The organism is Paenibacillus sp. FSL R5-0475, from assembly GCF_038004585.1.
GTDB lineage: Bacteria > Bacillota > Bacilli > Paenibacillales > Paenibacillaceae > Paenibacillus_AQ.
Window position 1 is genome coordinate 5,541,011 of record NZ_JBBORK010000001.1, and the last position, 24,660, is coordinate 5,565,670.

Annotated in this window: 23 protein-coding genes; 22 read left to right on the plus strand and 1 reads right to left on the minus strand. The window is 46.6% G+C overall.

Annotated features, from left to right (window positions below; genetic code table 11):
- The first annotated feature begins 41 nt into the window (after positions 1-41).
- The 5 genes from ispE to MKX41_RS24860 all read left to right on the plus strand — a co-directional run bounded on the left by ispE (position 42) and on the right by MKX41_RS24860 (position 5,012).
- The gene (gene ispE, locus MKX41_RS24840; RefSeq protein ID WP_042183839.1) at positions 42-896 is read left to right on the plus strand and encodes a 4-(cytidine 5'-diphospho)-2-C-methyl-D-erythritol kinase; all 855 of its coding nucleotides are present in this window, start codon (positions 42-44) and stop codon (positions 894-896) included.
- A 76-nt stretch (positions 897-972) separates the two neighbouring features.
- Positions 973-1,800: a pur operon repressor gene (gene purR, locus MKX41_RS24845; RefSeq protein WP_042183840.1), complete on the plus strand. Its 828-nt coding sequence runs from the start codon at positions 973-975 to the stop codon at positions 1,798-1,800.
- Positions 1,801-2,010: 210 nt separating this feature from the next.
- Complete coding sequence (gene spoVG, locus MKX41_RS24850) at positions 2,011-2,298, plus strand: septation regulator SpoVG (protein WP_020425826.1); 288 nt, start codon at positions 2,011-2,013, stop codon at positions 2,296-2,298.
- A gap of 272 nt (positions 2,299-2,570) precedes the next feature.
- On the plus strand, positions 2,571-3,971 hold the full coding sequence (gene glmU / locus MKX41_RS24855) for a bifunctional UDP-N-acetylglucosamine diphosphorylase/glucosamine-1-phosphate N-acetyltransferase GlmU (protein ID WP_042183845.1): 1,401 nt from the start codon (positions 2,571-2,573) through the stop codon (positions 3,969-3,971).
- A gap of 87 nt (positions 3,972-4,058) precedes the next feature.
- The gene (locus MKX41_RS24860; protein ID WP_036678796.1) at positions 4,059-5,012 is read left to right on the plus strand and encodes a ribose-phosphate diphosphokinase; all 954 of its coding nucleotides are present in this window, start codon (positions 4,059-4,061) and stop codon (positions 5,010-5,012) included.
- A gap of 186 nt (positions 5,013-5,198) precedes the next feature.
- Here the strand turns inward: MKX41_RS24860 and MKX41_RS24865 are convergent, their stop codons facing one another.
- A complete protein-coding gene (locus tag MKX41_RS24865; protein ID WP_042183847.1) occupies positions 5,199-5,399 on the minus strand; it encodes a hypothetical protein in 201 nt (66 codons plus the stop codon).
- A gap of 124 nt (positions 5,400-5,523) precedes the next feature.
- Between MKX41_RS24865 and pth the strand changes: the two genes are divergently transcribed.
- The 17 genes from pth (at position 5,524) to tilS (ending at position 24,629) form a co-directional block, all read left to right on the plus strand.
- A complete protein-coding gene (gene pth, locus MKX41_RS24870) occupies positions 5,524-6,084 on the plus strand; it encodes an aminoacyl-tRNA hydrolase (RefSeq protein ID WP_042183849.1) in 561 nt (186 codons plus the stop codon).
- A gap of 84 nt (positions 6,085-6,168) precedes the next feature.
- On the plus strand, positions 6,169-6,399 hold the full coding sequence (locus tag MKX41_RS24875) for an anti-sigma-F factor Fin family protein (RefSeq protein ID WP_042123127.1): 231 nt from the start codon (positions 6,169-6,171) through the stop codon (positions 6,397-6,399).
- A 131-nt stretch (positions 6,400-6,530) separates the two neighbouring features.
- The gene (gene mfd, locus MKX41_RS24880; protein WP_340973592.1) at positions 6,531-10,055 is read left to right on the plus strand and encodes a transcription-repair coupling factor; all 3,525 of its coding nucleotides are present in this window, start codon (positions 6,531-6,533) and stop codon (positions 10,053-10,055) included.
- Positions 10,042-11,085 carry a peptidylprolyl isomerase gene (locus MKX41_RS24885; protein WP_042183851.1) on the plus strand — a complete coding sequence of 348 codons (1,044 nt, stop codon included), beginning with the start codon at positions 10,042-10,044 and terminating at the stop codon, positions 11,083-11,085. Before mfd ends, MKX41_RS24885 begins: the two co-directional genes overlap by 14 nt.
- A gap of 255 nt (positions 11,086-11,340) precedes the next feature.
- Positions 11,341-11,883, plus strand: coding sequence for a stage V sporulation protein T (gene spoVT / locus MKX41_RS24890; RefSeq protein WP_042123132.1), 543 nt, complete (start codon positions 11,341-11,343; stop codon positions 11,881-11,883).
- 148 nt (positions 11,884-12,031) lie between these two features.
- A complete protein-coding gene (locus MKX41_RS24895) occupies positions 12,032-13,714 on the plus strand; it encodes a putative polysaccharide biosynthesis protein (protein WP_340973596.1) in 1,683 nt (560 codons plus the stop codon).
- 66 nt (positions 13,715-13,780) lie between these two features.
- Positions 13,781-15,280, plus strand: a complete 1,500-nt coding sequence (gene mazG, locus MKX41_RS24900; protein ID WP_340973598.1) for a nucleoside triphosphate pyrophosphohydrolase — start codon at positions 13,781-13,783, stop codon at positions 15,278-15,280.
- A gap of 287 nt (positions 15,281-15,567) precedes the next feature.
- A complete protein-coding gene (locus tag MKX41_RS24905) occupies positions 15,568-15,840 on the plus strand; it encodes an HU family DNA-binding protein (RefSeq protein WP_036678778.1) in 273 nt (90 codons plus the stop codon).
- Positions 15,840-16,118 carry an RNA-binding S4 domain-containing protein gene (locus MKX41_RS24910; RefSeq protein ID WP_042183857.1) on the plus strand — a complete coding sequence of 93 codons (279 nt, stop codon included), beginning with the start codon at positions 15,840-15,842 and terminating at the stop codon, positions 16,116-16,118. The genes MKX41_RS24905 and MKX41_RS24910 overlap by 1 nt, the downstream gene beginning before the upstream one ends.
- A gap of 137 nt (positions 16,119-16,255) precedes the next feature.
- Positions 16,256-16,540, plus strand: coding sequence for a sporulation protein YabP (gene yabP / locus MKX41_RS24915; RefSeq protein ID WP_042123140.1), 285 nt, complete (start codon positions 16,256-16,258; stop codon positions 16,538-16,540).
- The gene (gene yabQ / locus MKX41_RS24920; RefSeq protein WP_076286874.1) at positions 16,537-17,100 is read left to right on the plus strand and encodes a spore cortex biosynthesis protein YabQ; all 564 of its coding nucleotides are present in this window, start codon (positions 16,537-16,539) and stop codon (positions 17,098-17,100) included. Before yabP ends, yabQ begins: the two co-directional genes overlap by 4 nt.
- A gap of 23 nt (positions 17,101-17,123) precedes the next feature.
- Entirely contained in the window at positions 17,124-17,459 is a 336-nt protein-coding gene (locus MKX41_RS24925) for an FtsB family cell division protein (RefSeq protein ID WP_042183861.1), read from the plus strand.
- A 124-nt stretch (positions 17,460-17,583) separates the two neighbouring features.
- Positions 17,584-18,084 (plus strand): S1 domain-containing RNA-binding protein, encoded by a 501-nt coding sequence (locus tag MKX41_RS24930; RefSeq protein ID WP_036678766.1) that lies wholly within the window; start codon positions 17,584-17,586, stop codon positions 18,082-18,084.
- Positions 18,085-18,427: 343 nt separating this feature from the next.
- Entirely contained in the window at positions 18,428-20,935 is a 2,508-nt protein-coding gene (spoIIE, locus tag MKX41_RS24935; RefSeq protein WP_149643863.1) for a stage II sporulation protein E, read from the plus strand.
- A 540-nt stretch (positions 20,936-21,475) separates the two neighbouring features.
- Complete coding sequence (locus MKX41_RS24940; RefSeq protein ID WP_042183866.1) at positions 21,476-22,222, plus strand: VWA domain-containing protein; 747 nt, start codon at positions 21,476-21,478, stop codon at positions 22,220-22,222.
- Positions 22,212-23,150, plus strand: coding sequence for a serine/threonine protein kinase (locus tag MKX41_RS24945; protein WP_188114442.1), 939 nt, complete (start codon positions 22,212-22,214; stop codon positions 23,148-23,150). The genes MKX41_RS24940 and MKX41_RS24945 overlap by 11 nt, the downstream gene beginning before the upstream one ends.
- 36 nt (positions 23,151-23,186) lie before the next feature.
- Positions 23,187-24,629, plus strand: coding sequence for a tRNA lysidine(34) synthetase TilS (gene tilS / locus MKX41_RS24950; RefSeq protein ID WP_340973603.1), 1,443 nt, complete (start codon positions 23,187-23,189; stop codon positions 24,627-24,629).
- The last annotated feature ends 31 nt before the right edge of the window (positions 24,630-24,660 follow it).

Sequence of the window (24,660 nt, forward strand, 5' to 3'; positions counted from 1 at the left end):
TAAGTTGTTTTTACGGGAAAAGCTGAAGGTGGGTGAACGCCTTGAAAATGTATGAGAAGGCACCAGCTAAAATTAATTTGATGCTGGATGTGCTGCACAAGCGTGCTGACGGTTTTCATGAGGTGGAAATGATTATGACCATGGTAGATCTAGCAGACCGTTTAGAGCTGTCTGAGCTGCCAAGGGATACTATTATAATATCAAGTCAAGCGGGTTATATTCCTCTAGATGAGAAGAACCTGGCCTTTCAAGCGGCTAGGCTTATTAAAGAGCGTTATAACGTGAAGAGTGGTGTACATATCCATCTGGATAAAAGAATACCGGTCGCAGCTGGCCTGGCTGGCGGCAGCAGTGATGCAGCGGCTACCCTACGTGGTCTGAACCGACTGTGGCGCCTAGGTATACCTGCGCAGGAGCTGCAGGAGCTTGGCGCTGAGCTTGGCTCAGATGTGCCTTTCTGCGTTACAGGTGGCACTGCCTTGGCAACAGGTCGTGGCGAGAAGCTGACGCCGATTAAGAACCCTCCGCAATGCTGGGTAGTATTAGCTAAGCCACCTATCAATGTATCGACTGCGGAAGTATACGGACGTGTGCGGAGCAATAATATAGCTGTTCATCCTTCGGCTCGAAAGATGCAGGACGCGATCGAAGCTGGAGATTTTGGGGGCGTGTGTAATCATCTGGGCAATGTGCTTGAGGATGTTACCCTAAAGCTGCATCCAGAGGTCCAGCAGCTCAAAGAGGCGATGGTTAAGCTCGGAGCAGACGGAGTGTTAATGTCCGGCAGCGGTCCTACAGTGTTCGGTTTAGTGTCCAAGCAGTCTAAAGTAGCAAGAATTTATAATGGACTGCGAGGGTTCTGCAAGGAAGTCTATGCAGTGAGATCACTCAATTAGTATGCTTCTCTTGTGTAAACCCGTACAAAAGTGATATATTTTTCATAAAATATTCGGTTTTGGCGAGGAGCATTCCGTGAAGAAATTAAAAAGAAGCCAACGTTTGGTAGACATGACTCAGTTTTTACTTGAGCGGCCACATGACCTACTGCCGCTGTCTATATTTGCCGATCGGTATGGAGCGGCTAAGTCCTCCATCAGTGAAGATTTGGCGATCATAAAAGAAGTATTTGAAGGTGAGGGCATTGGAGAGCTTCAGACCTTAGCCGGTGCAGCAGGTGGAGTACGTTATATTCCTGTGATGCCTAAAGAAATGGCGCTCTCTTTTGTTAAACGTTTATGTGTGCAGCTGGAACAGACAGATCGGATATTGCCTGGTGGTTATTTGTATATGTCGGACCTGCTTGGACTGCCATCTTTGATGGAGCAAGCAGGGAAGATCATCGCAACGGCCTTTTATGGATCGGAAATCGATGTGGTGATGACAGTAGAAACTAAAGGGATTCCGCTAGCCTATGCAACGGCAGCACAGCTCGGCTTGCCAGTAGTGCTGGTACGACGTGATCATCAGGTTACAGAAGGCTCAGCAGTAAGCATTAATTATGTATCTGGATCACATAAGAGCATACACACCATGTCTCTTTCTAGACGAGCACTCAAGGAGAAATCACGGGTACTCATTGTAGATGACTTCATGAAGGCAGGCGGGACCGTTCGAGGGATGGTTGATTTACTCGGTGAGTTCAATGCCGAAGTTGCTGGAGTGGGTGTGTTGGTCGAATCAGGCGCAGTAGAGACGGAAGAGCGTCTGTTGCATGACTATGTTTCTTTAGTGAAACTAAGCGAGGTAGACTCGAAAGAGCGGCGGATTTCCGCGCATCCGGGTAACTACTTTTCCTCTTGATAGATTGGCATTTCTTTGTTTTCAAAAAGCGTGGAAATTGTCGAAAACGTAAGGGATATTAAGAAAATCACCCGATGCGTGTCGAAAACAACAGATCCTAAAAAATATATTTCTTTTTTAGGTATTTTATGGAATCAAAAAGAAGGAATTCGCTTTGCTGTGTGGAATTATACACCAAGTCTCTGATGGAAAAAGGTGGTGAACACACACATGCAAATTACGGATGTCAGACTCCGCCGCGTTAACTCTGAGGGGAGAATGAAAGCAATCGCATCCATTACAATCGATAACGAGTTTGTTGTTCATGACATTCGCGTCATCGATGGTAATAACGGGATGTTTGTTGCAATGCCCAGCAAGCGTACACCGGATGGCGAATTCCGCGATATCGCTCACCCGATCTCTTCGGGAACACGCGAGAAGATTCAATCCGCGGTTCTGGCCGAGTACGATCGCGCCGCTACTGAAGAAGAAGAAGTTATTGAAGAGGGAGCTTAGGCTGCCTCGGAAGACGGCTACCTTTTGGGTGGCGTAGGATCCGCCGTTTTTGATAAGATCATACCGAATATACTTCATGACTTAAGCAGCTTGATCTTGCAAGAAAAGCTAGCGCTAGTGAAGGATTTGACGACATCTTCGAAAGGCAGCGATAAATGCTTTTCTAACATGGGGTTTATAGAAAAGAGAACCATGACTTCATGGTTCTCTTTTCTTTTTGCCCGGAATGAGATATATTCAGTAGTGAGTTCAAGAGTAGGAGGTTGGCATTCTTGAAAAGAATGGCTGTAGTTCTTGCCGCAGGTCAAGGCAAGCGAATGAAATCTAAATTATATAAGGTGCTGCACCCCGTTTGCGGTAAGCCAATGGTAGGGCACGTGCTTGATACAGTAGAAGCGACCGGATGCCAGCGCACCGTTGTTGTTGTTGGGCATGGCGCAGAGAAGGTTAAGGCCTATGTAGGGCAAAGTGCGGAATACGTGCTGCAGGAAACTCAGCTCGGTACTGGTCACGCTGTCAAACAAGCTAAGGATTTGCTCGGTGGTGAAGAAGGAACGACGATTGTTGCTTATGGTGACACTCCGCTTATTACATCGGAGACGCTGATAGGATTGATGGCTCTGCATGAGGAGCGTCAGGCGGCAGCGACTGTATTAACCGCAGTAATGGATGATCCATCTGGATTAGGACGGATTATACGTAGTGAAGATGGCGGCTTAATGAAGATCGTAGAACAGAAAGATTGTAATGCCGAACAGGCAGCTATTCATGAAATCAACACAGGAATTTATTGCTTTGATAACATCAAGTTATTTTCGGCTTTAGAGAAGGTTACTAACAGCAATAATCAACAGGAATATTATTTGACAGATGTTATCAGTATTCTGCGTGAGCAAGGTGATCTTGTTCTAGCATTCCAGACTGAGGATGCTAACGAGTCTATTGGTGTTAATGACCGTTTAGCTTTATCTGATGCGGAAGGTATTATGCGTCAACGTATCAACCGCAAACATATGCTGGGTGGCGTAACCATAATCGATCCTGCCTCCACATATATCGGAGCAGATGTAGTCATTGGGTCGGATACAACGATCTATCCAGGAACCATCTTGAAGGGTAAAACTGTAATCGGTGAGAACTGTGTGATCGGACCGGCAAGTGAAATCGAAGATTGTCAGATCATGGACGACGCGACGATTAAGCAGTCCGTATTGAATCAAGCACAAGTTGGCGCACGGACTACCGTTGGGCCTTTTGCCTATTTGCGTCCAGGTTCTATACTTGGAGAAGAAGTGAAGGTTGGAGATTTCGTCGAGATCAAGAATGCTACGATTGGTGACGGTTCTAAGGTGTCGCATCTTAGCTATATTGGCGACGCATCTGTGGGTAAGAATGTAAACGTCGGTTGCGGTGCGATTACTGTTAACTACGACGGGTATAATAAATTTACGACAACAATTGAAGACGATGCCTTTATCGGCAGTAACGTTAACCTTATTGCACCGGTTTCTGTGGGCAAGGGGGCTTTTGTTGTAGCTGGTTCGACAATTACGCGTTCCGTTTCAGAGAACGATCTGGCTGTTGCCAGAGTACGGCAGGAGAATAAACCGGGATATGCAGAGAAGATCCGTTCCCGTGCAAAAGCGAAGAAAGACCACTCGAGTCCATCGTAAAGCGTTGCTAAGAAGCGCCGGACGGACTTATATTTCCGCGCCGGCGCCTTTGGAAAGCTAAATTCCGTCACGGAGGGTTTAAATTTTATGACTTATTGTGATTCCAAATTAAAGATTTTCACCTGTAACTCCAACCCAAAGCTTGCTAGTCAAATCGCTGATTACATCGGAATTCCGATGGGTGAATCGCATACTACAAGTTTTAGCGATGGAGAAATTCAGGTCAAGCTGTCAGAGAGCGTTCGGGGTTGTCATGTGTATATTGTTCAATCCACCTGCGGCCCGGTTAATGACAACCTAATGGAGCTTTTAGTTATGGTGGATGCACTCAAACGCGCCTCCGCAAAAAGCATCAATGTGGTTATCCCTTACTATGGTTACGCTCGTCAAGATCGGAAAGCTCGTTCCCGTGACCCTATTACGGCCAAGCTGGTAGCAAATTTGATTGAAAAAGCCGGCGCCCACCGTGTAATTACGATGGACCTCCATGCTATGCAGATTCAGGGATTCTTTGATATTCCAGTGGATCACTTGCTGGGAGTTCCTATCCTGGCTCAGTATTTCCGTTCCAAACAAATCGAGAACCCAGTTGTCGTATCGCCAGATCACGGCGGTGTAGTACGTGCAAGAAAGCTTGCTGATTTCCTGAACGCTCCGCTTGCAATTATAGACAAGCGTCGTCCAGAGCCGAATGTCAGCGAAGTCATGAACATTATCGGTAATATTGAAGGTAAAACAGCCATTCTGATCGATGATATTATCGATACTGCTGGAACCATTGTACTTGGTGCTAATGCTTTGATGGAAGGCGGCGTGAAGGAAGTATACGCTTGCTGTACACACCCAGTATTGTCTGGTCCTGCACATGAACGTCTGGAGAATTCTCCAATTAAAGAGATTATCGTGACAGATACGATTCCAATTCGCAGCGCGAACCCAACTTCTAAACTCAAAGTGTTGTCCGTGGCTCCACTTATGGGTGAGGCAATTATCCGCGTTCATGAAGAGTTGTCGATTAGTAAATTGTTTGAAATTGAATAAATATAATCAATAAATAGCAAGCAAAAACGCCTTCGACGTCCCCAAAGGACGGTAAGCGTTTATGCGAGAAATATAAGGATAATGTATAGCGTGAAACTTATACATTCTTATATTGTACAAAAGGGTTACACCTCCACTCTCGGAGATGTAACCCTTATCGGCGTGATGCAGGTAGAAGCGCTGGCTTCAATACCCGGCGCGGGAGACGAAGGTGAATATGCTGCGGTTATAGAGTGTCCCTTGCAGCTCCACGAATCCTTCGTCCACTGCTGTCAATACACCAATGTCAATGTGCACGTCGCCTCTGTATATTTCCACAGGCACAGCATATTGGATATGGTACTGAAAATCGCGCTGATGTGTTAAGATTCCACTTTGATGTAGCATAGGTTATCACCTGTCTTCGGAGTATAATTTCGCTCTGGTTGCACAGAGATATGTAGATAAGATCTATTGTACCAAAAACGGACTTCTCTTGCCGGAGAGCCCGATGGAAAGGAAAGGTTCGATAATGAAATGGATTGTCGGATTGGGAAATCCGGGAACACAATATGCGAAAACAAGGCATAATGTTGGTTTTATGGCATTGGATGAGCTTGCGGCTCAGAACGGGATTTCCTTCAACCAAAGCAAATGTAAATCCGTGATCGGTGAAGGGGTTATCGGGGGAGTCAAAACCGTATTGATTAAACCGATGACCTTTATGAATTTGTCCGGTGAGGCCGTTCGCGCTTATATGGATTATTACAAAGTTAAACTAGAAGATATGATCGTCGTCTACGATGATCTGGATACCGAAATCGGAAAAATTCGCTTGCGTTATCAAGGTAGTGCTGGCGGGCATAACGGAATTAAATCGATCATTCAGCATGTAGGTACACAAAGCTTTAATCGGGTACGCATGGGTATTTCTCGCCCTGAACCGGGTTTTGCAATAGTGGATTATGTTCTCTCTTCTTTTCCTAAAAAGGAAGGCGATCCTCTGAAGCAGATGATCCTTAATACTTGTGATGCACTGGAGTTCAGCTTACAGAATTCATTCGAACAGACGATGGCTAAATTCAATGGTTGATCTGTAAACTCTGTTGGTTATGAGGCTAAAGATGATGCTCCCCGGACATACTGAAGGTATATAGTACCTTCAGGAGGCATATAGATGGCAATAAACTATGTATGTAGGCACTGCAAGACATCTCTAGGCAGCATTAATAGAAGTGATGTAACAGAAATGCAGTTGGGCCTTCATTCCTTGACCCCTGCGGAGCGCAGAGATATAATAGCGTATAATTCAGAAGGTGAGATCACGGTAAAGGTGACTTGCGACTATTGCAAGGAGGCTTTAGAGCATAATCCGGAGCTTAGCCTGCTGACGAGTCCGCTTCAGTAGGTGATAGCGCCTGTCTCTATCGTCATCCGCAAGCCTTGGCGTTACAGCTGAGGCTTCTTTTCGATTCCAATCATAATAGGTGACGGTGGCTTTGGCTTCCGTTAGCCTGTTTAGTAAGAGAGGTGCGCCTGTTGTTACAAGGTATTATAGAAGCTTTTTCCAAGGATCCCGATTTCCAGTCTATCACCCAGGGTGTAGCTGCAGGTATGAAAGAGCAGCTCATATCGGGGCTTACAGGTTCAGCTAGACAGATCATGCTTGCAGCACTGCATGAAGAGACAGCTCGTCCCTTGCTTGTGGTGACTCATAATATGTTTTCGGCTCAGAAAATGGCCGATGATTTACAGGAAGCGCTTTCCCCGGAACGAGTTCTGCTCTATCCTGCTAATGAACTTGTGGCTGCGGAAGCGGCTGTCTCAAGTCCAGAGACATTAGCCCAGCGTATTGATGTACTGACCAAATGTGCTCAGGGCTTCCGTGGTATTGTTGTAGTTCCCTACTCGGGAGTGCGCAGACTGCTCCCTGCACCAGAGGTTATGGCAGAGGCACAGGTTACGGTTTCTCAGGATGGAACGCTTGCTCTGGATGAATTCTTGATGTCCATGATCGAAATGGGTTATGAAAGAGTAGAGCGGGTTGAGAATCGCGGTGAACTGAGCGTAAGAGGAGGAATTATTGATTTTTATCCAATGACTTCTCCTTTGGCATATCGTGTTGAGTTATTTGATGATGAGGTTGATTCGATCAGAACTTTTGATCCAGTCGATCAGCGTTCTATTGATAAAGTACGAAGTGTGAAGATCACACCGGCTAAAGAGATTATAGCGAGCAGGTTTCGCCAGGAATCTGCTTCTGCTGAAGCATCGGTTATGCTGGAACGACAGCTTGAGAAAATGGCGGATCGGCAGGCTAAGTTGCGTCTAAAAGAAGAAATTGGACGCGAGCTAGAAATGCTGCGCGAAGGAACCTATTTTCCTGAAATCTATAAATATATCAGTCTTTTATACCCTGAACGCTCTCATTTATTTGATTACATGGCCCAGGATACGATCCTTATTCTCGATGAGCCGACAAGACTGCTTGAAACGGCGAAACAGCTCGAAAGAGATGAATCGGAATGGAACCTCCATCTGATGCAAAACGGCAAAACATTGCCGGATCTGGATCTCTCTGTTGAGACAGATGTTGTGATGTACAAACGTCCGTTCCAAAGCCTGTTTATGTCGATCTTTTTGCGCCAGGTCCCACACATTCAACCACAGAACATTCTTGGGTTTATTAGTCGTGGGATGCAGGATTTCCATGGTCAGATGAATGTGCTTAAATCGGAAATGGAGCGTTGGCAGAAGTCTGGTGTAAAGGTAATGATGCTTGCGAGCAGTGAAGAACGGATTGAACGTGTGCGCAGAGTCCTTTACGACTACGGCATTGATGAGCCAACGATCGTACAAGGAAACCTGGGTTCAGGCTTTGAGCTGCCTTCTATTCATTTAGCCGTTATCACTGAAGGAGGGATGTTCTCTCAGAAGCAGCGGAAGGCACGAAAGATCTCCAAAGGGATAGATAATGCTGAACGGATCAAGAGTTATACTGAGCTGAAAATTGGTGATTATGTCGTTCACCAGAACCATGGTATCGGTAAGTATATGGGGATCGGCACGCTGGAGGTCAGCGGTATTCATCGCGACTATATGCATATTTTATATGCGGGTGGCGATAAGCTCTCGGTTCCGATTGAGCAAATTGACTTGATTCAGAAATATGTCGGTTCAGAAGATAAAGAGCCGAAAGTATATAAATTAGGCGGTAATGAATGGACGCGGGTGACCAATAAGGTCCGCTCTTCCGTTCAGGATATTGCTGATGATCTAATCAAACTGTACGCTGAACGCCAAAGTGCAGCAGGGTATGGTTTTGAGAAGGACACACAGGAACAGCGTGAATTTGAAGAAATGTTCCCTTACGAGGAGACTCGGGATCAGCTTCGAGCGATTGAAGAGATTAAGAAGGATATGGAACAGAATCGTCCAATGGATCGGCTCCTTTGTGGAGACGTTGGATATGGTAAAACGGAGGTAGCTATACGAGCAGCCTTTAAATCAGCGATTGAAGGTAAACAGGTGGCTGTACTGGTACCGACAACGATTCTAGCTCAGCAGCATTATGAGACCTTCCGGGAACGCTTCGCAAATTATCCGCTAAATATTCAGGTCCTAAGTCGTTTCCGCAGCCGTAAGGAGCAGAATGAGACGATTAAAGGCGTTCGGGCAGGAACGGTTGACGTGGTTATTGGTACTCACCGTTTATTGTCTCAGGACCTTGTATTTAAGGACTTAGGTTTATTGATCGTGGATGAGGAACAGCGATTTGGCGTGACTCATAAAGAGAAGCTGAAGAAGTTAAAAACGAATGTAGATGTTCTTACCCTGACAGCAACTCCAATTCCTCGTACATTGCATATGTCGATGCTGGGAGTGCGTGATTTGTCTGTTATTGAGACGCCGCCTGAGAACCGTTTCCCCGTGCAGACTTATGTTGTTGAGCATAGTCAGACGCTTACGAGGGAAGCTGTAGAGCGTGAATTGGCTCGTGGCGGTCAAGTCTACTATCTCTATAATCGTGTGCAGGGCATTCAAGAAATGGCCGCTCAAATTTCTATGCTTGTTCCTGAGGCTAGGGTAGGCATCGGACATGGCCAAATGTCGGAAGCGGAGCTGGAGAAGACGATCCTTGATTTTCTTGATGGAGAATACGATGTGCTGGTCAGCACAAGTATTATTGAGACGGGTGTAGATATTCCTAACGTAAATACACTTATTGTGCATGATGCCGATAAGATGGGCTTGTCTCAGCTCTATCAATTACGTGGACGTGTAGGTCGGTCCAACCGGATTGCGTACGCCTATTTTACCTACCAGCGGGACAAGGTTCTGACTGAAGTGGCAGAGAAGCGGCTGCAATCTATTAAGGAATTTACGGAACTGGGTTCTGGTTTCAAAATAGCGATGCGGGATTTATCTATTCGTGGTGCCGGTAACTTACTTGGTGCAGAACAGCATGGCTTTATTGCATCCGTGGGATTTGATCTATACTCACAAATGCTGGCGGAGGAGATCCGCAAGCGTAAGGTTACTGTGCTTGGAGAGGAAGACACCTCGCTCAAAGAGGGCAATACCGTCATTGATTTGTCGATTGACGCATATCTGCCGTCCGAGTATATTTACGACAGTATCCAGAAAATTGAAATCTACAAAAAAGTTGCGGCAGTAACATCCTTCGATGATGCTTCTGAGCTTGAGGATGAGCTCTTGGATCGGTTCGGAGAACTGCCTGAAGCAGTTGTTAATCTATTAACTGTGGCTCGTCTAAAAGTGTATGGAAAAATGTATGGTATTGATTCCATGATCAGACGTGGTGATGATGTTACCCTGAATTTCTATGAGGGAAGTCTTGGCGCTCTGGATACGGCTAAACTCGCCAAAGTTGGAAATAGCTTCGAAAGACGTGTACAATTCGATAGAGATGCTAAAGCCAGTATCCGAGTAAAGTCGAAAGACTTAAGTGATAAACAGCTGCTTGACTTGCTTGAACAGTTTCTTAAGGAAGCTAAACAGTCTTTTAAATCGAAGGGAGAACTACACAATGTCGTTAAATAAAAAAAAATCATGGAAAGTACTGCTCGTTTCATTGGTAGCAGCGGTTTCCTTTTCTATGCTAGCAGCATGCGGTAGTAGTGCTGATGATAGCAAGGCAGTTGCGACTTATAAAGGTGGAACAATCACAGAGAAGGAATTTGCTATGGATCAAAAAATCATGAAATTCCTCTCCCCACAGCAAGCGCAATATTTAGAGATTGAGGCGTTTAAGGAATCTATTTTGAAGCAGGAAGTAGGCTTTGAATATTTGGCTTCCAAAGCAACGGATGAAGCGAAGAAGCAGGCGAAGAAAGAGGCTGATAGCCAAATCGCTGACTTGAAGAAAGCTCTGGGCGACACTTATAAGAAAACACTTAAAGACGCAGACGTTACAGAGGGCGATATCCATAGTTATATGGAGCGTGTGCTGACGGTTTATCAGGATATGCTGCTTAAAGTGACAGATGATCAGGTTGTCAAAGAATTTGAAGCTACAAAAGGTGACTTTACGGTAGCGACTTTGCGCCATGTGCTAATCGGTCTGACAGATGCTAACAACAAAGAGCGCACTAGCGAAGAAGCACTGAAAATCGCGAAGGAAGTTAAGGCAAAGCTGGACGGCGGAGCTGATTTTGCAGCAATCGCTAAGGAATACACTGACGATACAAGCTCTAAGGAAACAGGCGGAGAATATAAAGATAAAGCTGTAGGAACGTATGTAGACGAGTTTAAGAAGGCTGCTCAAACCTTGCCTTTGAATACCATTAGTGATCCTGTAGAGACTTCTTATGGTTACCACATTATCAAAGTGGAGTCCCGTACCGACAAAACCTTTGATCAGTTAACGGATGAACAAAAAGAAGGCATTAAGAGCTCCATTGTGTCCAAGAACCTAGAAGCGTTCATGGAGAAAGATCTGGAAGGTATTATTGAGAGCATCAATCTGCCGAAGAGCTCTGCTGCCGCAGATGAATCCGGAACAAAAAATAGCGGAACAGAAGCCACTACAGCGCCAAGCGCATCCCCAAGTGCTACAAAAGCTGCTGAATAAACATCGGTAAAAATGGACAAGCTTACCTTAGAAAAGCCATCCTCACTTAATGTGAAGATGGCTTTTTATTTCGAAGAAACATCTTCAGAACGGCCTTTATCTTGATGCAGATATTAATACATGTCAGCTTATGTATAAGGATCTGGGAAGAGATGAATACTATGGTCAGATATTACGATAAATCACTGGGATTATCCTTTCCCATAATGGACAGTAGTAAGACCATACTTCTTAAGAAAGCGGGGCACATGTGAAATGAAAGCTACTGGAATTGTTCGGCGTATTGATGATCTCGGACGAGTGGTTATTCCCAAAGAAATTAGACGTACTCTACGGATTAGAGAAGGCGACCCACTGGAAATTTTCGTCGATCGGGACGGTGAAGTCATACTCAAGAAATATTCCCCGATTGGCGAGCTTGGTGACTTTGCAAAAGAGTACGCGGAGTCCTTGTTCGAAGGTACTGGGCATATTACGATGATTGCTGATCGTGATACCTTTATTGCACTGGCTGGTGGCTCCAAGAAAGACTATTTGGAAAAACAAGTAGGAATTCTTTTGGAGAAGGTCATGGATAGTCGTAAGACTGTACTGGAAACCAACGAAGGCAGTTATGAAATCGCTAAAGATCATCCGGATTTGGTGTCCTCATATGTAGCCTCACCGATCATTTCCGGTGGAGATCCTATTGGTTGTGTAGTGATGGTAAGTAAGGATGATTCAGCGAAAATGTCGTCAATGGAAGTGAAAATGGCCGAAACCGCCGCCGCATTCCTTGGCAAGCAAATGGAGCAATAACCGTAATGTAGACCCCGCTTTCCTTTTGGTAAGATATACAAAGGGCAAACGGGGTTTTGTCGTTCTTACAAAACCGTTTCTACTTGTGGGTATACATACGTTATAATATAGAAATTCATCCCATTAAAGTTGTAGAAGCAGGTACTTTATGAAATCGAACTCACAAACATCACGATTGCTGCAAGGGGCATTTATTCTAAGTGCAGCAGCGATTATTTCAAAGCTTATAGGTACACTCCAAAAAATCCCGCTGCAAAATCTAGGCGGAGATGCGGTATTTGGTATATACAACACGGTTTATCCTTTGTACACGATGTTGTTGACGGTAGCGATGCTGGGTCTGCCAGCGGCCATATCCAAATTTGTCGCTGAAGCCTCTGCAGGAAGGCGGGATGACGAGGGTCGGCGGATTCTGCGGTTATCTGCGGTTATAACAGCCATAAGCGGTTTGGTTATCGGAGCAATCACCTATGCAGGTGCGCCGATTATAGCTGGGTGGGTCGGCAACTCGCATGTGATGCCCGCTTTGCGGGCAAGTGCGTGGGGACTTGCGGTTGTTCCAATCATGTCAGCTCTTCGGGGTTACTTTCAGGGTCTTCATAATATGGTTCCGACGGCTGTGTCACAAATTGTAGAGCAGTCCGTACGTGTTACAGTAATGATTGTACTGCTCTTATACCTGACCTCACTGGGTGCAGGCGCTGAGAGCATTGCTGCTGGCGCATTGCTTGGCTCAGCCGGGGGAGGGGCAGCAGGGCTTGTGATTATGCTGCTATTTTTGCGACGTCATCGGCGGGTGTTAAGACAAGGGGCCCCTTTAGATGCTGCCGCTTCTGTCGAAAGTCAGGGTTTAAAGCTGCCCAATGCAGATAATGAGGGGCGTTCAAATCAACGGATTATGGGCGTTAAAGCAGGGGCCTTGCTGGCTTATGGAATTCCCGTGATGCTTGGTGCGCTCGCAATGCCTCTTATCGGTCTTGTAGATGTATTCACTGTACCTCGCTTGCTATCCTCTGTAGGAAGCGAAGTGGAGGCAATGACACAGTTTGGTGTATACAATCGTGGTTTGCCACTAGTGCAGATTGTAACGATGATTGCCACTTCTTTGTCTGTCGTGTTCATACCAGCCTTAGCAGAGGCGAAGTACAAGGGAGACATGAAGCTGATCGAGAACCGTTGCAGCTTGTCACTGCGTTGGTTCTGGCTGCTAGGGCTGGCAGCGTCAGCGGGCCTTGCAGTGCTTGCTGAGCCGATTAATATGGCTCTTTATGGCGACACCGCCGGCAGCAGCACTATGACTTGGCTGGCCTTAACCGCTGTTGGCGGTACGGTCAGCATCATCTCGGCTGCACTCCTGCAGGGCCTCGGCTACGTGCGCGCCCCGGCCCTGCACCTTTTGGCCGCCGCGCTGCTCAAGGCGGCCCTGAACCTGCTGCTGGTTCCGCAGCAGGGCATTACCGGCGCAGCCATCGCTGGCGTGGCCGCGCATTCGTTCGCAGCAGCGCTCAACGTGCTGCTGCTGTATCGCCAGGGCCATCTGCGGCTTCGCCTCGCAGATGCCCTGGCACGGCCCGCGCTGCTCACAGCGGGCCTGGCTCTTGCCGCTGCAGCCACCAGCTGGGGCGTGGACGCTGCGGCTACAGCCGCTGGCATCGGCGGCGGGCGCACTGCCAGCTTGGCGCAGAGCCTGCTCGGGGTGCTCGCAGGCTGCGCTGTCTTTGCCGTAGGGGCTATAGTCCTTCGGCTCCTTAGCGAGAGCGAGCTTCGCCAGCTTCCAGGCTTCGGCCCGTCCCTGGCGGACAAGCTGAAGAAGCTGCGCTTATTCCCTTAATCAACGTTTACATCACAATATAAAAATGCGGTCTGCTGAGACAGCCGCTTAAGAGGAGGAACAGACATGAGTGCAACATTAACGGTCGTCGGTCTGGGTTCAGGCAACCCTGATCGATTGACGCTAGGAATTATAAAGAAGCTGAAGGCAGCATCCGTTGTCTATGTCCGCACAAAAGAGCATCCAGTCATGGCTGCACTCTCCGAGCTTGAAATAACTTCCCAGTCCTTTGATGGATTGTATGAATCTTTATCCTCGTTTCCAGAGGTGTATGCAGCGATTACTTCAAAACTGATTGAAGAGGCTCAAGCATCAGCAGACGGTACAGATATTGTTTACGCGGTTCCGGGTCATCCTATGGTTGCGGAATCAGCGGTTTCGCAGCTGCGCGAGCGGTGCCCTGAGGAAGGCATTGAACTGCAAATATTGGGTGGAGAGAGCTTTCTCGACGAGGCGTTTGTTCGACTGGGGTTTGACCCCATTGAAGGGTTTCAGTTACTAGATGCTTCAGGCATTCGCAGTGCTCAGCTTCAGCCTGAACTACATACTCTGATTGGTCAGGTGTACGATAGCTTCACAGCCTCGGAGACAAAATTATGTTTGATGGAGCTGTACCCGCCTGAATATGAAGTTGTTGTGGGGCATGCACTCGGTGTCGAGAACGAAGAAAGTATTGTAAGAGTCCCACTGTACGAACTGGATCGACTCGACGGTTATGGCAACCTGTCGTTAGTTTATGTACCTGCGAATCGTGACGAGAATCTAAGGAATCGTACCTTTGCCCGTCTGCATGAGATTGTCGATATTCTTCGAAGCCCGGAAGGTTGTCCATGGGATCGGGAGCAGACACATGAATCCCTGCGCAAAAATTTAATCGAAGAAACCTATGAAGTCCTTGAAACGATTGATGAGGATGATCCCGATCATATGAAAGAGGAACTGGGCGACCTTTTGCTGCAAATTATGCTTCACTCTCAAATGGAGGAGGAGCTTGGCACGTTTAACGTGTATGACGTCATTGAAGGGCTGAATGATAAGCTTATCTTCCGTCACCCTCACGTATTTGGGGATACCAATGCGAATGATGCCGAAGAAGCGCTGAAGAACTGGGAGGGCATGAAGGCAGAAGAGAAGCGGCGTAAAGGTGTGAAGCCAGAGGAATTATCCGTTCTTAGTGGTGTTCCGCGTGACCTGCCTGCTCTTATGAAGGCATACAAGCTTCAGAAAAAAGCATCCAAGGTGGGGTTTGACTGGGACAACGCTACGGATTGCATAGCCAAGATTCGTGAGGAGATTGATGAGCTGCAGGAGGCGATTGACACAGATGCGGCGACAGATGATCAAATTCTGGAACTTGGGGATTTGTTGTTTGCAGTTACGAATGTCGCTCGTTTTATCGGTGCAGATCCGGAAGAGGCATTAACCCGGACTAACCGCAAATTTGTGCGCCGGTTTCAATATATTGAGCAAAGCTTGCAGCGCAAGGGAACGAGCGTAAAGGATAGTAGTTTGGAAGAGATGGAAGAACTGTGGCAAGAGGCTAAGGCTGAGGAGCGAAAAGTCTAGTAATTCACAGCCTCTTTACGGTATATGGACTCAAAAATGGGGCAATGCTGTGGATGTAGCTTTTATTTTCTGATTTAGAATGTGGCCAGTAGTTTAATAGTGCTATAGAATAGATTCTGCGACGATTTCTGAGAAATAACTGCTTCTTTTTTAAAAAAACGACGAATCGTGGCAGGATTTTAAGGTGACATCAAGAATAACATAAAGACGAAATGCGATTCGCCCCATATTATGGTGGTGATTCTCGTTTCATTTATTTTTTCGTATCCTAGGAGGAACTTTAAATTATGAACAAGACAGATTTGGTAAACAACATTTCCGAGAAAAACGGATTGGCAAAAAAAGATGTAGAAGCAGTATTGAACGGATTCTTGGGTGAGATTACAGAAGCTTTGGCAAAAGGTGATAAAGTCCAACTGATCGGTTTCGGAACTTTTGAAACTCGCAAACGTGCAGGACGCACTGGTCGCAACCCGCAAACGGGCACTACGATTGAAATTCCAGAATCGACTGTACCGGCTTTCAAAGCTGGTAACAAGCTTAAAGAAGCCGTTAACTAATGCGTCTTGACAAATTCCTGAAAGTGTCCCGTTTAATTAAGCGCCGTACAGTGGCCAAGGATGTGTCCGAACAAGGCCGGGTACTGATTAACGGGCGGGAATCTAAACCTAGTAGTGCAGTTAAGATCGGTGACGAGATTACTGTACAATTTGGACAAAAGCTTGTAACGGTCAAAGTAGAAAAGCTGGTCGAAACGACTCGCAAGGACGAGGCCGCTGGTATGTATACTCTAGTTCGGGAAGAGCCTGTTGCCAAAAGCAGCGGACTGGACTGGTAAGAGTAATAGAAGAAGGCATAACTTTACATTTTGTAGAGTTGTGCCTTCTTTTTGTTTCTATTATTTTTAGTGGGACGGGATGTTCTATAACTTCTGCCTCTGCCATAGATTAGAGGTAAGAAGGAGGGGTACATGCTATGATTGAGCCAGGAAAGGTAAACAAACAGCATGATCTGCACATGCGCAGTCGGAAGCAACTGGAGTTGACGGGCGTGCAAAATGTGGAGAGCTTCGACAGCGAGGAATTTTTGCTTCGTACAGAACTCGGCCATCTCACCATTCGCGGGAATCATTTACATATCAAAAATTTAAGTCTGGAGAACGGAATGTTGTCCCTAGAGGGCAATGTACATTCCCTGATTTATCTCGATCCCGGATCGCAGGGCAAAAATAAAGGTCTGCTCGGTAAGCTATTTAAATGAATCCTGCAGTCCAGTGGGTGACGCTGTTCTACATGATCATGGCCGGGCTGGCAATGGGACTGGCCTATGACAGCTACCGGGTGCTGTCGCTGAAGTTCAATTTTCCCAAATGGCTGAATGCCATGCTAGATCTACTGTATTGGCTTTGGGCCGCCTTGCTCGTTTTTCGTATGCTGTATGCCGGAAATCAAGGACAATTGCGGTTTTATGTCTTTCTAGGTTTGTTTCTAGGAGTATGGATCTATTTTTTAATCTTCAGTGTTACGGTGCGGCGTTTTGTGTTAAGGTTAATTCAATCGGTTCAGTATATGTGCAGGTTGCTGTGGAGACTTGTGGAGATCCTGATAGGTACACCTCTTCTCTGGCTTTGGCGATTTATTTTAGGGCTGCTAAAGCTACTAGGTCGTATTCTGCGGTTCATCTTTAAGCTTCTGCTGCGTCTGACCAAACCAATTTGGGTATTACCTGTTAGGTGGATCTCTCCACAGTTATCGCGGCTGACACATAGCGCCTGGATTGTGAAGATCACTGAATGGATTACCAAATGGCGGAAACGCTGACCTTGAATTAGGGGGTACGTTGCATGAACAGATTTACTGCGGAAGAGAAAAGTAATCATAGCAAAAATTCGGCCGCAGGCGCGAAGAGAAGAAGATTTATGTGGATTGTCTTTGTGGCAGTATTTTTTGGTTGGGCGGGTTATACTTACTTCGCTCAAAGTGCGGTCATTGCGGACAAGGGTGAGGAACTTGCAAAGAAACAGGAGACTAGTGAGGATGTCATGGCATCTTTAACTCAATTAAAATATGAATTATCCAGACTTAATGATGACGAGTATATTGGCCAATTAGCACGTAAATGGTACAATATCTATCCTCAAGGGGAAACTCCTATTCGAACAGAGCAATCAGAGCAATAATAGCGGCGAAAAGAGGCTTTTACTCTGTTGCCTTGCTTTGCTCTTTACTGTATAATCAAATCACCGCAGACAGGATGACCTTAATATTCGTCTGTATATTTTTAAGGGAGGATCATTTTATTCTATGGCAATTGAAGTGGGCACCAAGTTAGAAGGCAAAGTGACAGGCATCACGCATTTCGGAGCATTTGTGGATCTGTCAGGAGGTGTCACAGGTCTCGTTCACATCTCGGAAATCGCCGATAATTATGTCAAGGATGTTAACGATCATCTGAAGATTAGTGATGTAGTAACAGTCAAGGTGATCAACGTCGATAAGGACGGCAAGATCGGACTTTCCATTAAGCAGGCTGTTGACAAGCCAGCATCGGAAGTACGTCCGCCTAGAGCTCCAAGACCAGAACGTCCTAGCGGCGGAGACCGTTTCGGCGGTGGAGGCGGCAGTGGTGGAGGCGGCGGTGGATTCAATCGTGAACGGGGTGGGCGTCCATTTAAGCCTGCAGCCGGTAAACCTTCATTCGAGGATAAAATGTCGCGATTCCTGAAAGACAGCGAAGAACGGATATCTTCGATTAAGAAGAACACAGAAGGAAAGCGCGGAGGCCGTGGAGCCAAACGCGTGTAATCCAATACCTGTACATCATAAATAACCGCAGGGGCATTTCGCCCTTGCGGTTTTTTTGTCATGTCATATAAAATTGCCGACAGCATCCATGTCATTCTCACATAACTCTAGGGCAATCGCTGACGAATAACCGCCGCGTCAGCGCGTGAAATTACGTTGTAAACAATCTTGAAACCAATCAACCTACCGTCCCGCAAGGGATAGAACCGCTTTTTTACAGATCATGAATGAAGGCTTTTTTGTCGGAAATTTCTTGTGTGTGTCCCTCCATTTCTGACAAACTTTCTCAATTCCCCGGTTATATAATGAGTACCATAAATTCTTAAACGGGTGGTGTAGGGGAATGAGTAAAAGCAACGTGGTAAATTTGCCAGAGTGGACAAGAGTGGGAAGTGAAGATAAGAAGCAGAGACAAGCATTGCGCACGCGTATTACAGCTTGGGGTCAGAAGCAGCGGTATGTTCAGCTAATAGCAGCGAAGAAATGGATGCTATTGCTTAGTTTCATGGGGTTTCTGCTGGGTAGAGCCATGATTCTGGACGAACTATCCCCTTTTGCTGTCGCATACTTTGCCGTCATTGTGTTTATGCGTCGCGACTCTATTCTACCTGTAGCTGCAGCCATTATAGCTGGAAGTCTCTTTACTCCATTCCCTGGAGCTTTGGTTACTACTGCTGAGCTGATTATTTTCTTTTTAGTTTATAAAGGCTTGGAAAGTTATGAACGAATAGATTTATCCTATGCACCACTTATGGTGTTCGTGTCTTCGTTTATGGTTGGCTTGTTCCAGATTGTTATTGGACCTTCTCTTTCTTGGTATCCGCTTATGATGACAACACTAGATGCTTTACTAGGTTTTGTGCTTACACTTGTGTTCATTCAAGCGCTGCCTCTACTAACCTATAAGCAAAAAAGTAGAGCGCTCAGGAACGAGGAGATTCTGTGCCTTATTATATTACTTGCCTCAGTAATGACGGGCCTTGTGGGCTGGACCCTTAATGGTTTGTCTTTGGAGCATATATTGTCACGATATTTGATTCTACTCTTCGCCATGGCAGGGGGGGCTCCTCTTGGGGCTGCTGTTGGGGTGGTGACCGGATTGATTCTCAGTTTGGCGGATATTAGTGCTATCTATCAGATGAGCCTGCTTGCTTTTTCTGGAATGCTAGCGGGAATGATGCAAGGTGGTCGAAAAGGTGCAGTATCTATCGGGATGTTGCTAGGATCCACGATCCTTTCCGTCTATTTTACGGGTCCGGGTGATATGATGGCCTCAACATGGGAAACCTGCGTAGCGGTAGTGCTATTTCTTATAACGCCTAAGGCGATGATATCTGCCATTGCTAAATATGTTCCTGGCACGTCAGATCATAGCCGATCGCAACACGAATATGCGCGAAGGGTCAGGGATTTAACGGCAGAACGGGTGACGCAATTCTCACAGGTATTCCAGCAGCTGTCGAGCAGCTTTGGGCAGATTCCACGTGCCGGAGAAGTAGGGAAGTCAGACCGTGAGATGGAGGATTTCATGAGTACGGTGACAGAGGGGGCCTGTGCAGGATGCATTCGGCGTTCCCACTGCTGGGATGCAAAATTCTATCAGACGTATAGATACATGACAGATATGATGACTACTGTTGAGGAATGCCCTGATATTACGGCAGCTCAGCTGCCTCCGGAATGGAGCCGGATTTGCGGTAAAACTGGTGAAGTGCTTGAAGTCATGAAAGGACAATATGATCTTTACCAACATGATATGCGATGGAAAAGACAAATATACGATAGTCGTCAATTTGTTGCCGAGCAGTTATCGGGCGTGTCACAGGTTATGGAGGACCTGGCGCGTGAAATAAAACGTGAGGGACAGGCTATGTATCGTCAGGAAGCTCAAATCCGTGAGACATTGGAGAAATTAGGGCTGTCTATTCATAGTATCGAAATCCTAAGTTTAGATCCTGGGCGTGTAGAAATAGAGGTGGTGCATGCCTATACTCGTGGTTTTGATGAATGCCGTAAAATGATCGCTCCGCTCCTTTCCGACATACTAGATGAGAATATTGCTGTCATGAGCGAGACGGCAGTCCATCCTCGGGAAGGATTGTCGATGGTTACCTTCGGTTCAGCCAAAGCCTTTGAGATAAACACAGGAGTGGCCGTTGTTTCTAAAGGAGGAGATATGTTATCTGGCGATAGCTTCAGTACCGTAGAGCTTGGAAACGGCACCTTTGCAGTATCCATTAGCGACGGAATGGGAAATGGTGAGCGGGCGAGAATGGAGAGTAGTGCCGCCCTCGGTATGTTAGAAAAGCTACTGCAATCCGGTATGGATGAGAAGCTGGCTGTAAAGTCGGTAAACTCTATTCTCTTATTACGTTCTCCTGACGAGTTCTACGCTACCGTTGACATGGCTTTGATCGATCAGTATTCCGCACAGACAACTTTTATGAAGATTGCTTCCGCACCGAGCTTTATCCGGAGGGGTAGTGAGGTCATTCCAATAACCTCTAGCAATCTGCCTATAGGAATCATTAAAGATATCGATGTGGATCTGATCAGCATGCAGCTTCGGGCCGGTGATATTTTGATTATGATGACGGATGGTATTTATGATGCGCCAGGATATGCCGTTAATAAGGAGATATGGATGAAACGGTTGATCCAAGAGCTTGAGGGGGATGATCCTCAAGATTTGGCGGATAGCCTGTTAGATAAGGTAATCCGTTATCAGGGCAATGAGATCCATGATGACATGACAATTGTCGTCAGTCGTGTAGATCATTTCCATCCGGAATGGTCCAGCCTGCATATGCCTGGTGTCGGCCGAATGGAGCGTCCGCGTACGGTGAGTTAGGAATTTTCTCGGTTTAGGCTTAGGTTTTATGTTTGGTACGCGCGAAGGGCCGTATTGCTTGTGTGTTTAAGCACGCACGAAGTGTCGTGTTGCCTATATATTTGCAGTGCGCGCAATGCGCCGTGCTGCTATAGGAGGTTTAAGTACGCGCGAAGTGTCGTGCGTGCTTGGAAGTCGGGGCGAGTCTGTGATGTGAAACTCGCCGGTCTCTACTATTTACGTTTCAAAGTTTCGCTGACTTTGGCGCGTAATTTTTTAAATCTAAACTGTTTACTAGTGAAGGTACGGAACGGAGAGAAAGTTTGGAGCTGTAGAAGCGGAGCGTTCGCCTTTATTATTTGATTTCAACCGCAGAGGGCGGTTTTAATAGAGAAATCAAATAATAACAGCGATCGAAAGCCCAAACATTTCTCGCAGTTCCCCTATTCACTATCCCCTTAGTTCAGATCACAAATTTCCCCAACAAAAGCGACCGTTTGAAATCTCTCATTTCTGGATATGCTAGAAACAGAGGTTCAAACAAAGGGGGAGTTGAGGGTTATGAAGCAAATTATGCTCATTACTGACGGTTGTTCGAATGTAGGAGAAAGTCCGGTGTTGGCAGCGGCGCATGCCCTGCAGGAGGGAATCACCGTAAATGTGGTTGGTGTAGTTGATTATGGTACGATCGGCGAGCTCGGAAGCCGGGAGATTGCCGACATTGCCAAGGCCGGGGGAGGCCTTAGCCGAATAGTCGGAACGCCACAACTGGCGCAGACGATTCAGATGATGACACGCAAGACCGTGGTTCAGACGATCCAGCAGGCGGTTAATAAAGAGGTAAAAAAGATACTAGGCGATGGCTCATTGGATCAGTTACCTCCTGTTCAACGTTCACAGGTTGTTACAGTTGTAGATGAACTGACAGAAACAACACCGCTGCGCATTGCACTTCTTATCGATGCCAGTGCTAGTATGAAACCTAAACTGGGTGCTGTGGAAGATGCTATCCGCGATTTGGCGCTCAGTTTGGAAGCACGGGAAGGTAAGAGTGAGATTGCTGTGTTCCATTATCCTGGAAATAACAGCAGCGAAGATGCCAAGCTTGATCTAGATTGGACCCATGACATGTCAGGTATTCGTACGTTATTCTCTAAATTACACATGAGAGGCGCGACACCGACGGGTCCAGCTATTTTCAAGGTGCTTGAACATTATCGTTATGATACACTGGATGAACATCGTGGACGCCGACTAAGTGATGACCACGACGAAAGAGAAGGGATGATTGGTGGGTATGTCGTCTAATCCGTCCTATCCTACTGGTACCTTAATTAACGGCAAATGGCGGGGTAACCGTTATGTCGTTGAGCGGATGCTGGGAAGGGGCGCGAACGGAACCGTATATCTTGTGCAAAGAGAAGGCAGACGGGAAAGGTACGCGCTAAAAATCGGATACGATACACTTGAACTTCAATCGGAGATCAATGTACTAACCTCGCTGCAATCACGGCGAAAGCGGAATGAGCATCGTGCTCGTCGTGAGAATCCATTGTCTTCTTATTTTTTGGAAGCGGATGATTTTGCGAATGGGGATAATGTCCCCTTCTATGTAATGAGGTATGTTGAAGGCAAACCTCTGCATCATTTTTTATCGAAAAACGGTCCCGACTGGTTAGGCCTGGTAGGGCTTGGTCTGCTTGATAAGCTGCGCACGCTGCATGAATGCGGTTTTGTGTTCGGGGATTTGAAGCCGGAGAACGTCATGGTATCAAAGTACGGCGAAGTGGAGCTGATCGACTTTGGGGGCACAAGTCCTATTGGTCGCAGTGTGAAGCAGTTTACCGAATGGCATGACCGTGGCTTTTGGAATGCAGGCAGCCGCACGAGTGATGAGGGTTATGATCTATTCGCTTTTGCTGTACTGTGCCTCCGTCTTTTGAATGAAGAGGGGCTCAAGAAAGCTGCGCTACAGCTGCCGCAGACAAGAAGTGTAGATGAGCTGTTTAAGCTGGCTAGAAATCTACCCGACAAGAAACTATCCTCTTGGATTTGTTTGGCGTTAAAAGGAGGTTTCACCGGTTCCGCAGACGCTACAGAGCTCTGGCGAAACCATATTTACAATTCGCGTAGAAAGCGTCCTGATAGTATGGACACACCTCGCTGGCTCAAAAATGCTTTTGGGTTATCCTTGTTTGTGCTTGCCTTTACAATTTATTGGGTATTTCGGTTTTGAACTTATACATATAGTTAGAGAAAAGGGGGGCCGCATATGGAGCAAATGAATGGACTGGTGGAGTCAGTATTGGAGTCAGCAGCCGAGCACGAGCTGTGGGCGCCCCATGACACCATTGTAGTCGCAGTTTCCGGCGGCCCGGATTCTGTGGCTCTTTTGCATGTTTTGCATGAAATAGCAGTAAACGTTATGCCACTTACCTTAATATGCGCTCATGTGAATCACGGATTTAGAGCGGAGTCTAAGGAAGAGGCAGAGCTAGTACGTGGTATGGCTGAACAGTTGGGACTGCCCTTTGAGTTGGCAGAATTCGATATTCCCTCTTTGGCTAAAGAGAGTGGACTCGGTCCTGAGGGGACAGCACGCGAGAAGCGATACGAATTTCTGATTGATACCGCACACCGTTATGGGGCGCGCTCCGTTGCTCTGGCTCATCATGCGGATGATCAGGCAGAAACGGTGATTATGCGTCTATTGCGAGGAAGCGGTTTATCGGGGCTGTCCGGTATCAAGTGGAAAAGAACAGAAAAAAAGGTGGAACTCATTCGTCCATTCCTACGTATTAACAAAACGGCTCTTCTTGGGTTATGTCAGAATGAAGGTTTCACCTATGCCGAGGATGCAACTAATCTGCTGACGAAATACAAGCGGAATGCTGTTCGATTGGAAGTTCTTCCTTTTCTGGAAAGGTATAACGGCAGAGTGAGACAGTCACTTGTGCAGCTTGCGGAAATTGCAGGAGCTGAGGATGAATATATGGAGGCATCTGCGGTAAAATGCTTTGAGGAGCTGGTTTCGGAAGGGGAAGGGAAATATACCTTTAACAGAGCTTCATTTGCGGCCATACCCTCCGCTTTACAACGGCGTTTGATTAAACTAATATTAAATTATCTGTCGGCGGATCTATCTGCCCTTGATTTCTCCAAGATTGAATCTGTACGTCGGGGAACGCTGCAGAGCTATCCCACCACCTGGAGTTTGGATTTAGGTGGAGGCCTGACTTGTGTGCGGCAATATGATATCATCTTGTTCTCGTCCAAGCCCGCGCAGCAACAGGCAAGCTATACATATCGTCTGTTTTTACCGGATTCCGAGCTTAAGCTGGAGGAAATAGGTAAGGTGATGTCGATGGCGGTGCTGGAGAGAGAAAACTTTTTTGTACAGGGGGAGGATTATGGGAAGATGTCGGCTTGGTTTGACCGTGATGAACTGGTCTTTCCACTAACGATACGTTCCCGATTGCCTGGAGATACCATAAGAGTCATGGGATTAAACGGAAGCAAAAAGGTAAAAGATATTTATATTGATGATAAAATACCTGCTGCTGAACGCTCAATGATCCCCCTCGTTTGTGATGGTTTGGGCAATATCGTCTGGATTCCGGGCGTAAGACGCTCGATGCATGCCGCAGTAGGGCGGCAAACGACCTCGGTACTTCTATTGTCTCTAGCAGAGCTGGATGACCGTGAAGAAACGTAATGGTCGATGTAAGTCTTTCATAGTATAACTT

What these genes read in the sequence shown, in the direction of transcription:
- spoIIE (WP_149643863.1), top strand. Translation starts at nt 18,428, where the DNA reads ATGAGTAAAAGCAACGTGGTAAATTTGCCAGAGTGGACAAGAGTGGGA.
- MKX41_RS24895 (WP_340973596.1), top strand. Translation starts at nt 12,032, where the DNA reads ATGAAATCGAACTCACAAACATCACGATTGCTGCAAGGGGCATTTATT.
- tilS (WP_340973603.1), top strand. Translation starts at nt 23,187, where the DNA reads ATGGAGCAAATGAATGGACTGGTGGAGTCAGTATTGGAGTCAGCAGCC.
- yabP (WP_042123140.1), top strand. Translation starts at nt 16,256, where the DNA reads ATGATTGAGCCAGGAAAGGTAAACAAACAGCATGATCTGCACATGCGC.
- pth (WP_042183849.1), top strand. Translation starts at nt 5,524, where the DNA reads ATGAAATGGATTGTCGGATTGGGAAATCCGGGAACACAATATGCGAAA.
- mazG (WP_340973598.1), top strand. Translation starts at nt 13,781, where the DNA reads ATGAGTGCAACATTAACGGTCGTCGGTCTGGGTTCAGGCAACCCTGAT.
- spoVT (WP_042123132.1), top strand. Translation starts at nt 11,341, where the DNA reads ATGAAAGCTACTGGAATTGTTCGGCGTATTGATGATCTCGGACGAGTG.
- MKX41_RS24940 (WP_042183866.1), top strand. Translation starts at nt 21,476, where the DNA reads ATGAAGCAAATTATGCTCATTACTGACGGTTGTTCGAATGTAGGAGAA.
- MKX41_RS24910 (WP_042183857.1), top strand. Translation starts at nt 15,840, where the DNA reads ATGCGTCTTGACAAATTCCTGAAAGTGTCCCGTTTAATTAAGCGCCGT.
- MKX41_RS24925 (WP_042183861.1), top strand. Translation starts at nt 17,124, where the DNA reads ATGAACAGATTTACTGCGGAAGAGAAAAGTAATCATAGCAAAAATTCG.
- MKX41_RS24865 (WP_042183847.1), bottom strand. Translation starts at nt 5,399, where the DNA reads ATGCTACATCAAAGTGGAATCTTAACACATCAGCGCGATTTTCAGTAC.
- MKX41_RS24875 (WP_042123127.1), top strand. Translation starts at nt 6,169, where the DNA reads ATGGCAATAAACTATGTATGTAGGCACTGCAAGACATCTCTAGGCAGC.
- MKX41_RS24905 (WP_036678778.1), top strand. Translation starts at nt 15,568, where the DNA reads ATGAACAAGACAGATTTGGTAAACAACATTTCCGAGAAAAACGGATTG.
- MKX41_RS24945 (WP_188114442.1), top strand. Translation starts at nt 22,212, where the DNA reads ATGTCGTCTAATCCGTCCTATCCTACTGGTACCTTAATTAACGGCAAA.
- MKX41_RS24885 (WP_042183851.1), top strand. Translation starts at nt 10,042, where the DNA reads ATGTCGTTAAATAAAAAAAAATCATGGAAAGTACTGCTCGTTTCATTG.
- MKX41_RS24860 (WP_036678796.1), top strand. Translation starts at nt 4,059, where the DNA reads ATGACTTATTGTGATTCCAAATTAAAGATTTTCACCTGTAACTCCAAC.
- MKX41_RS24930 (WP_036678766.1), top strand. Translation starts at nt 17,584, where the DNA reads ATGGCAATTGAAGTGGGCACCAAGTTAGAAGGCAAAGTGACAGGCATC.
- yabQ (WP_076286874.1), top strand. Translation starts at nt 16,537, where the DNA reads ATGAATCCTGCAGTCCAGTGGGTGACGCTGTTCTACATGATCATGGCC.
- spoVG (WP_020425826.1), top strand. Translation starts at nt 2,011, where the DNA reads ATGCAAATTACGGATGTCAGACTCCGCCGCGTTAACTCTGAGGGGAGA.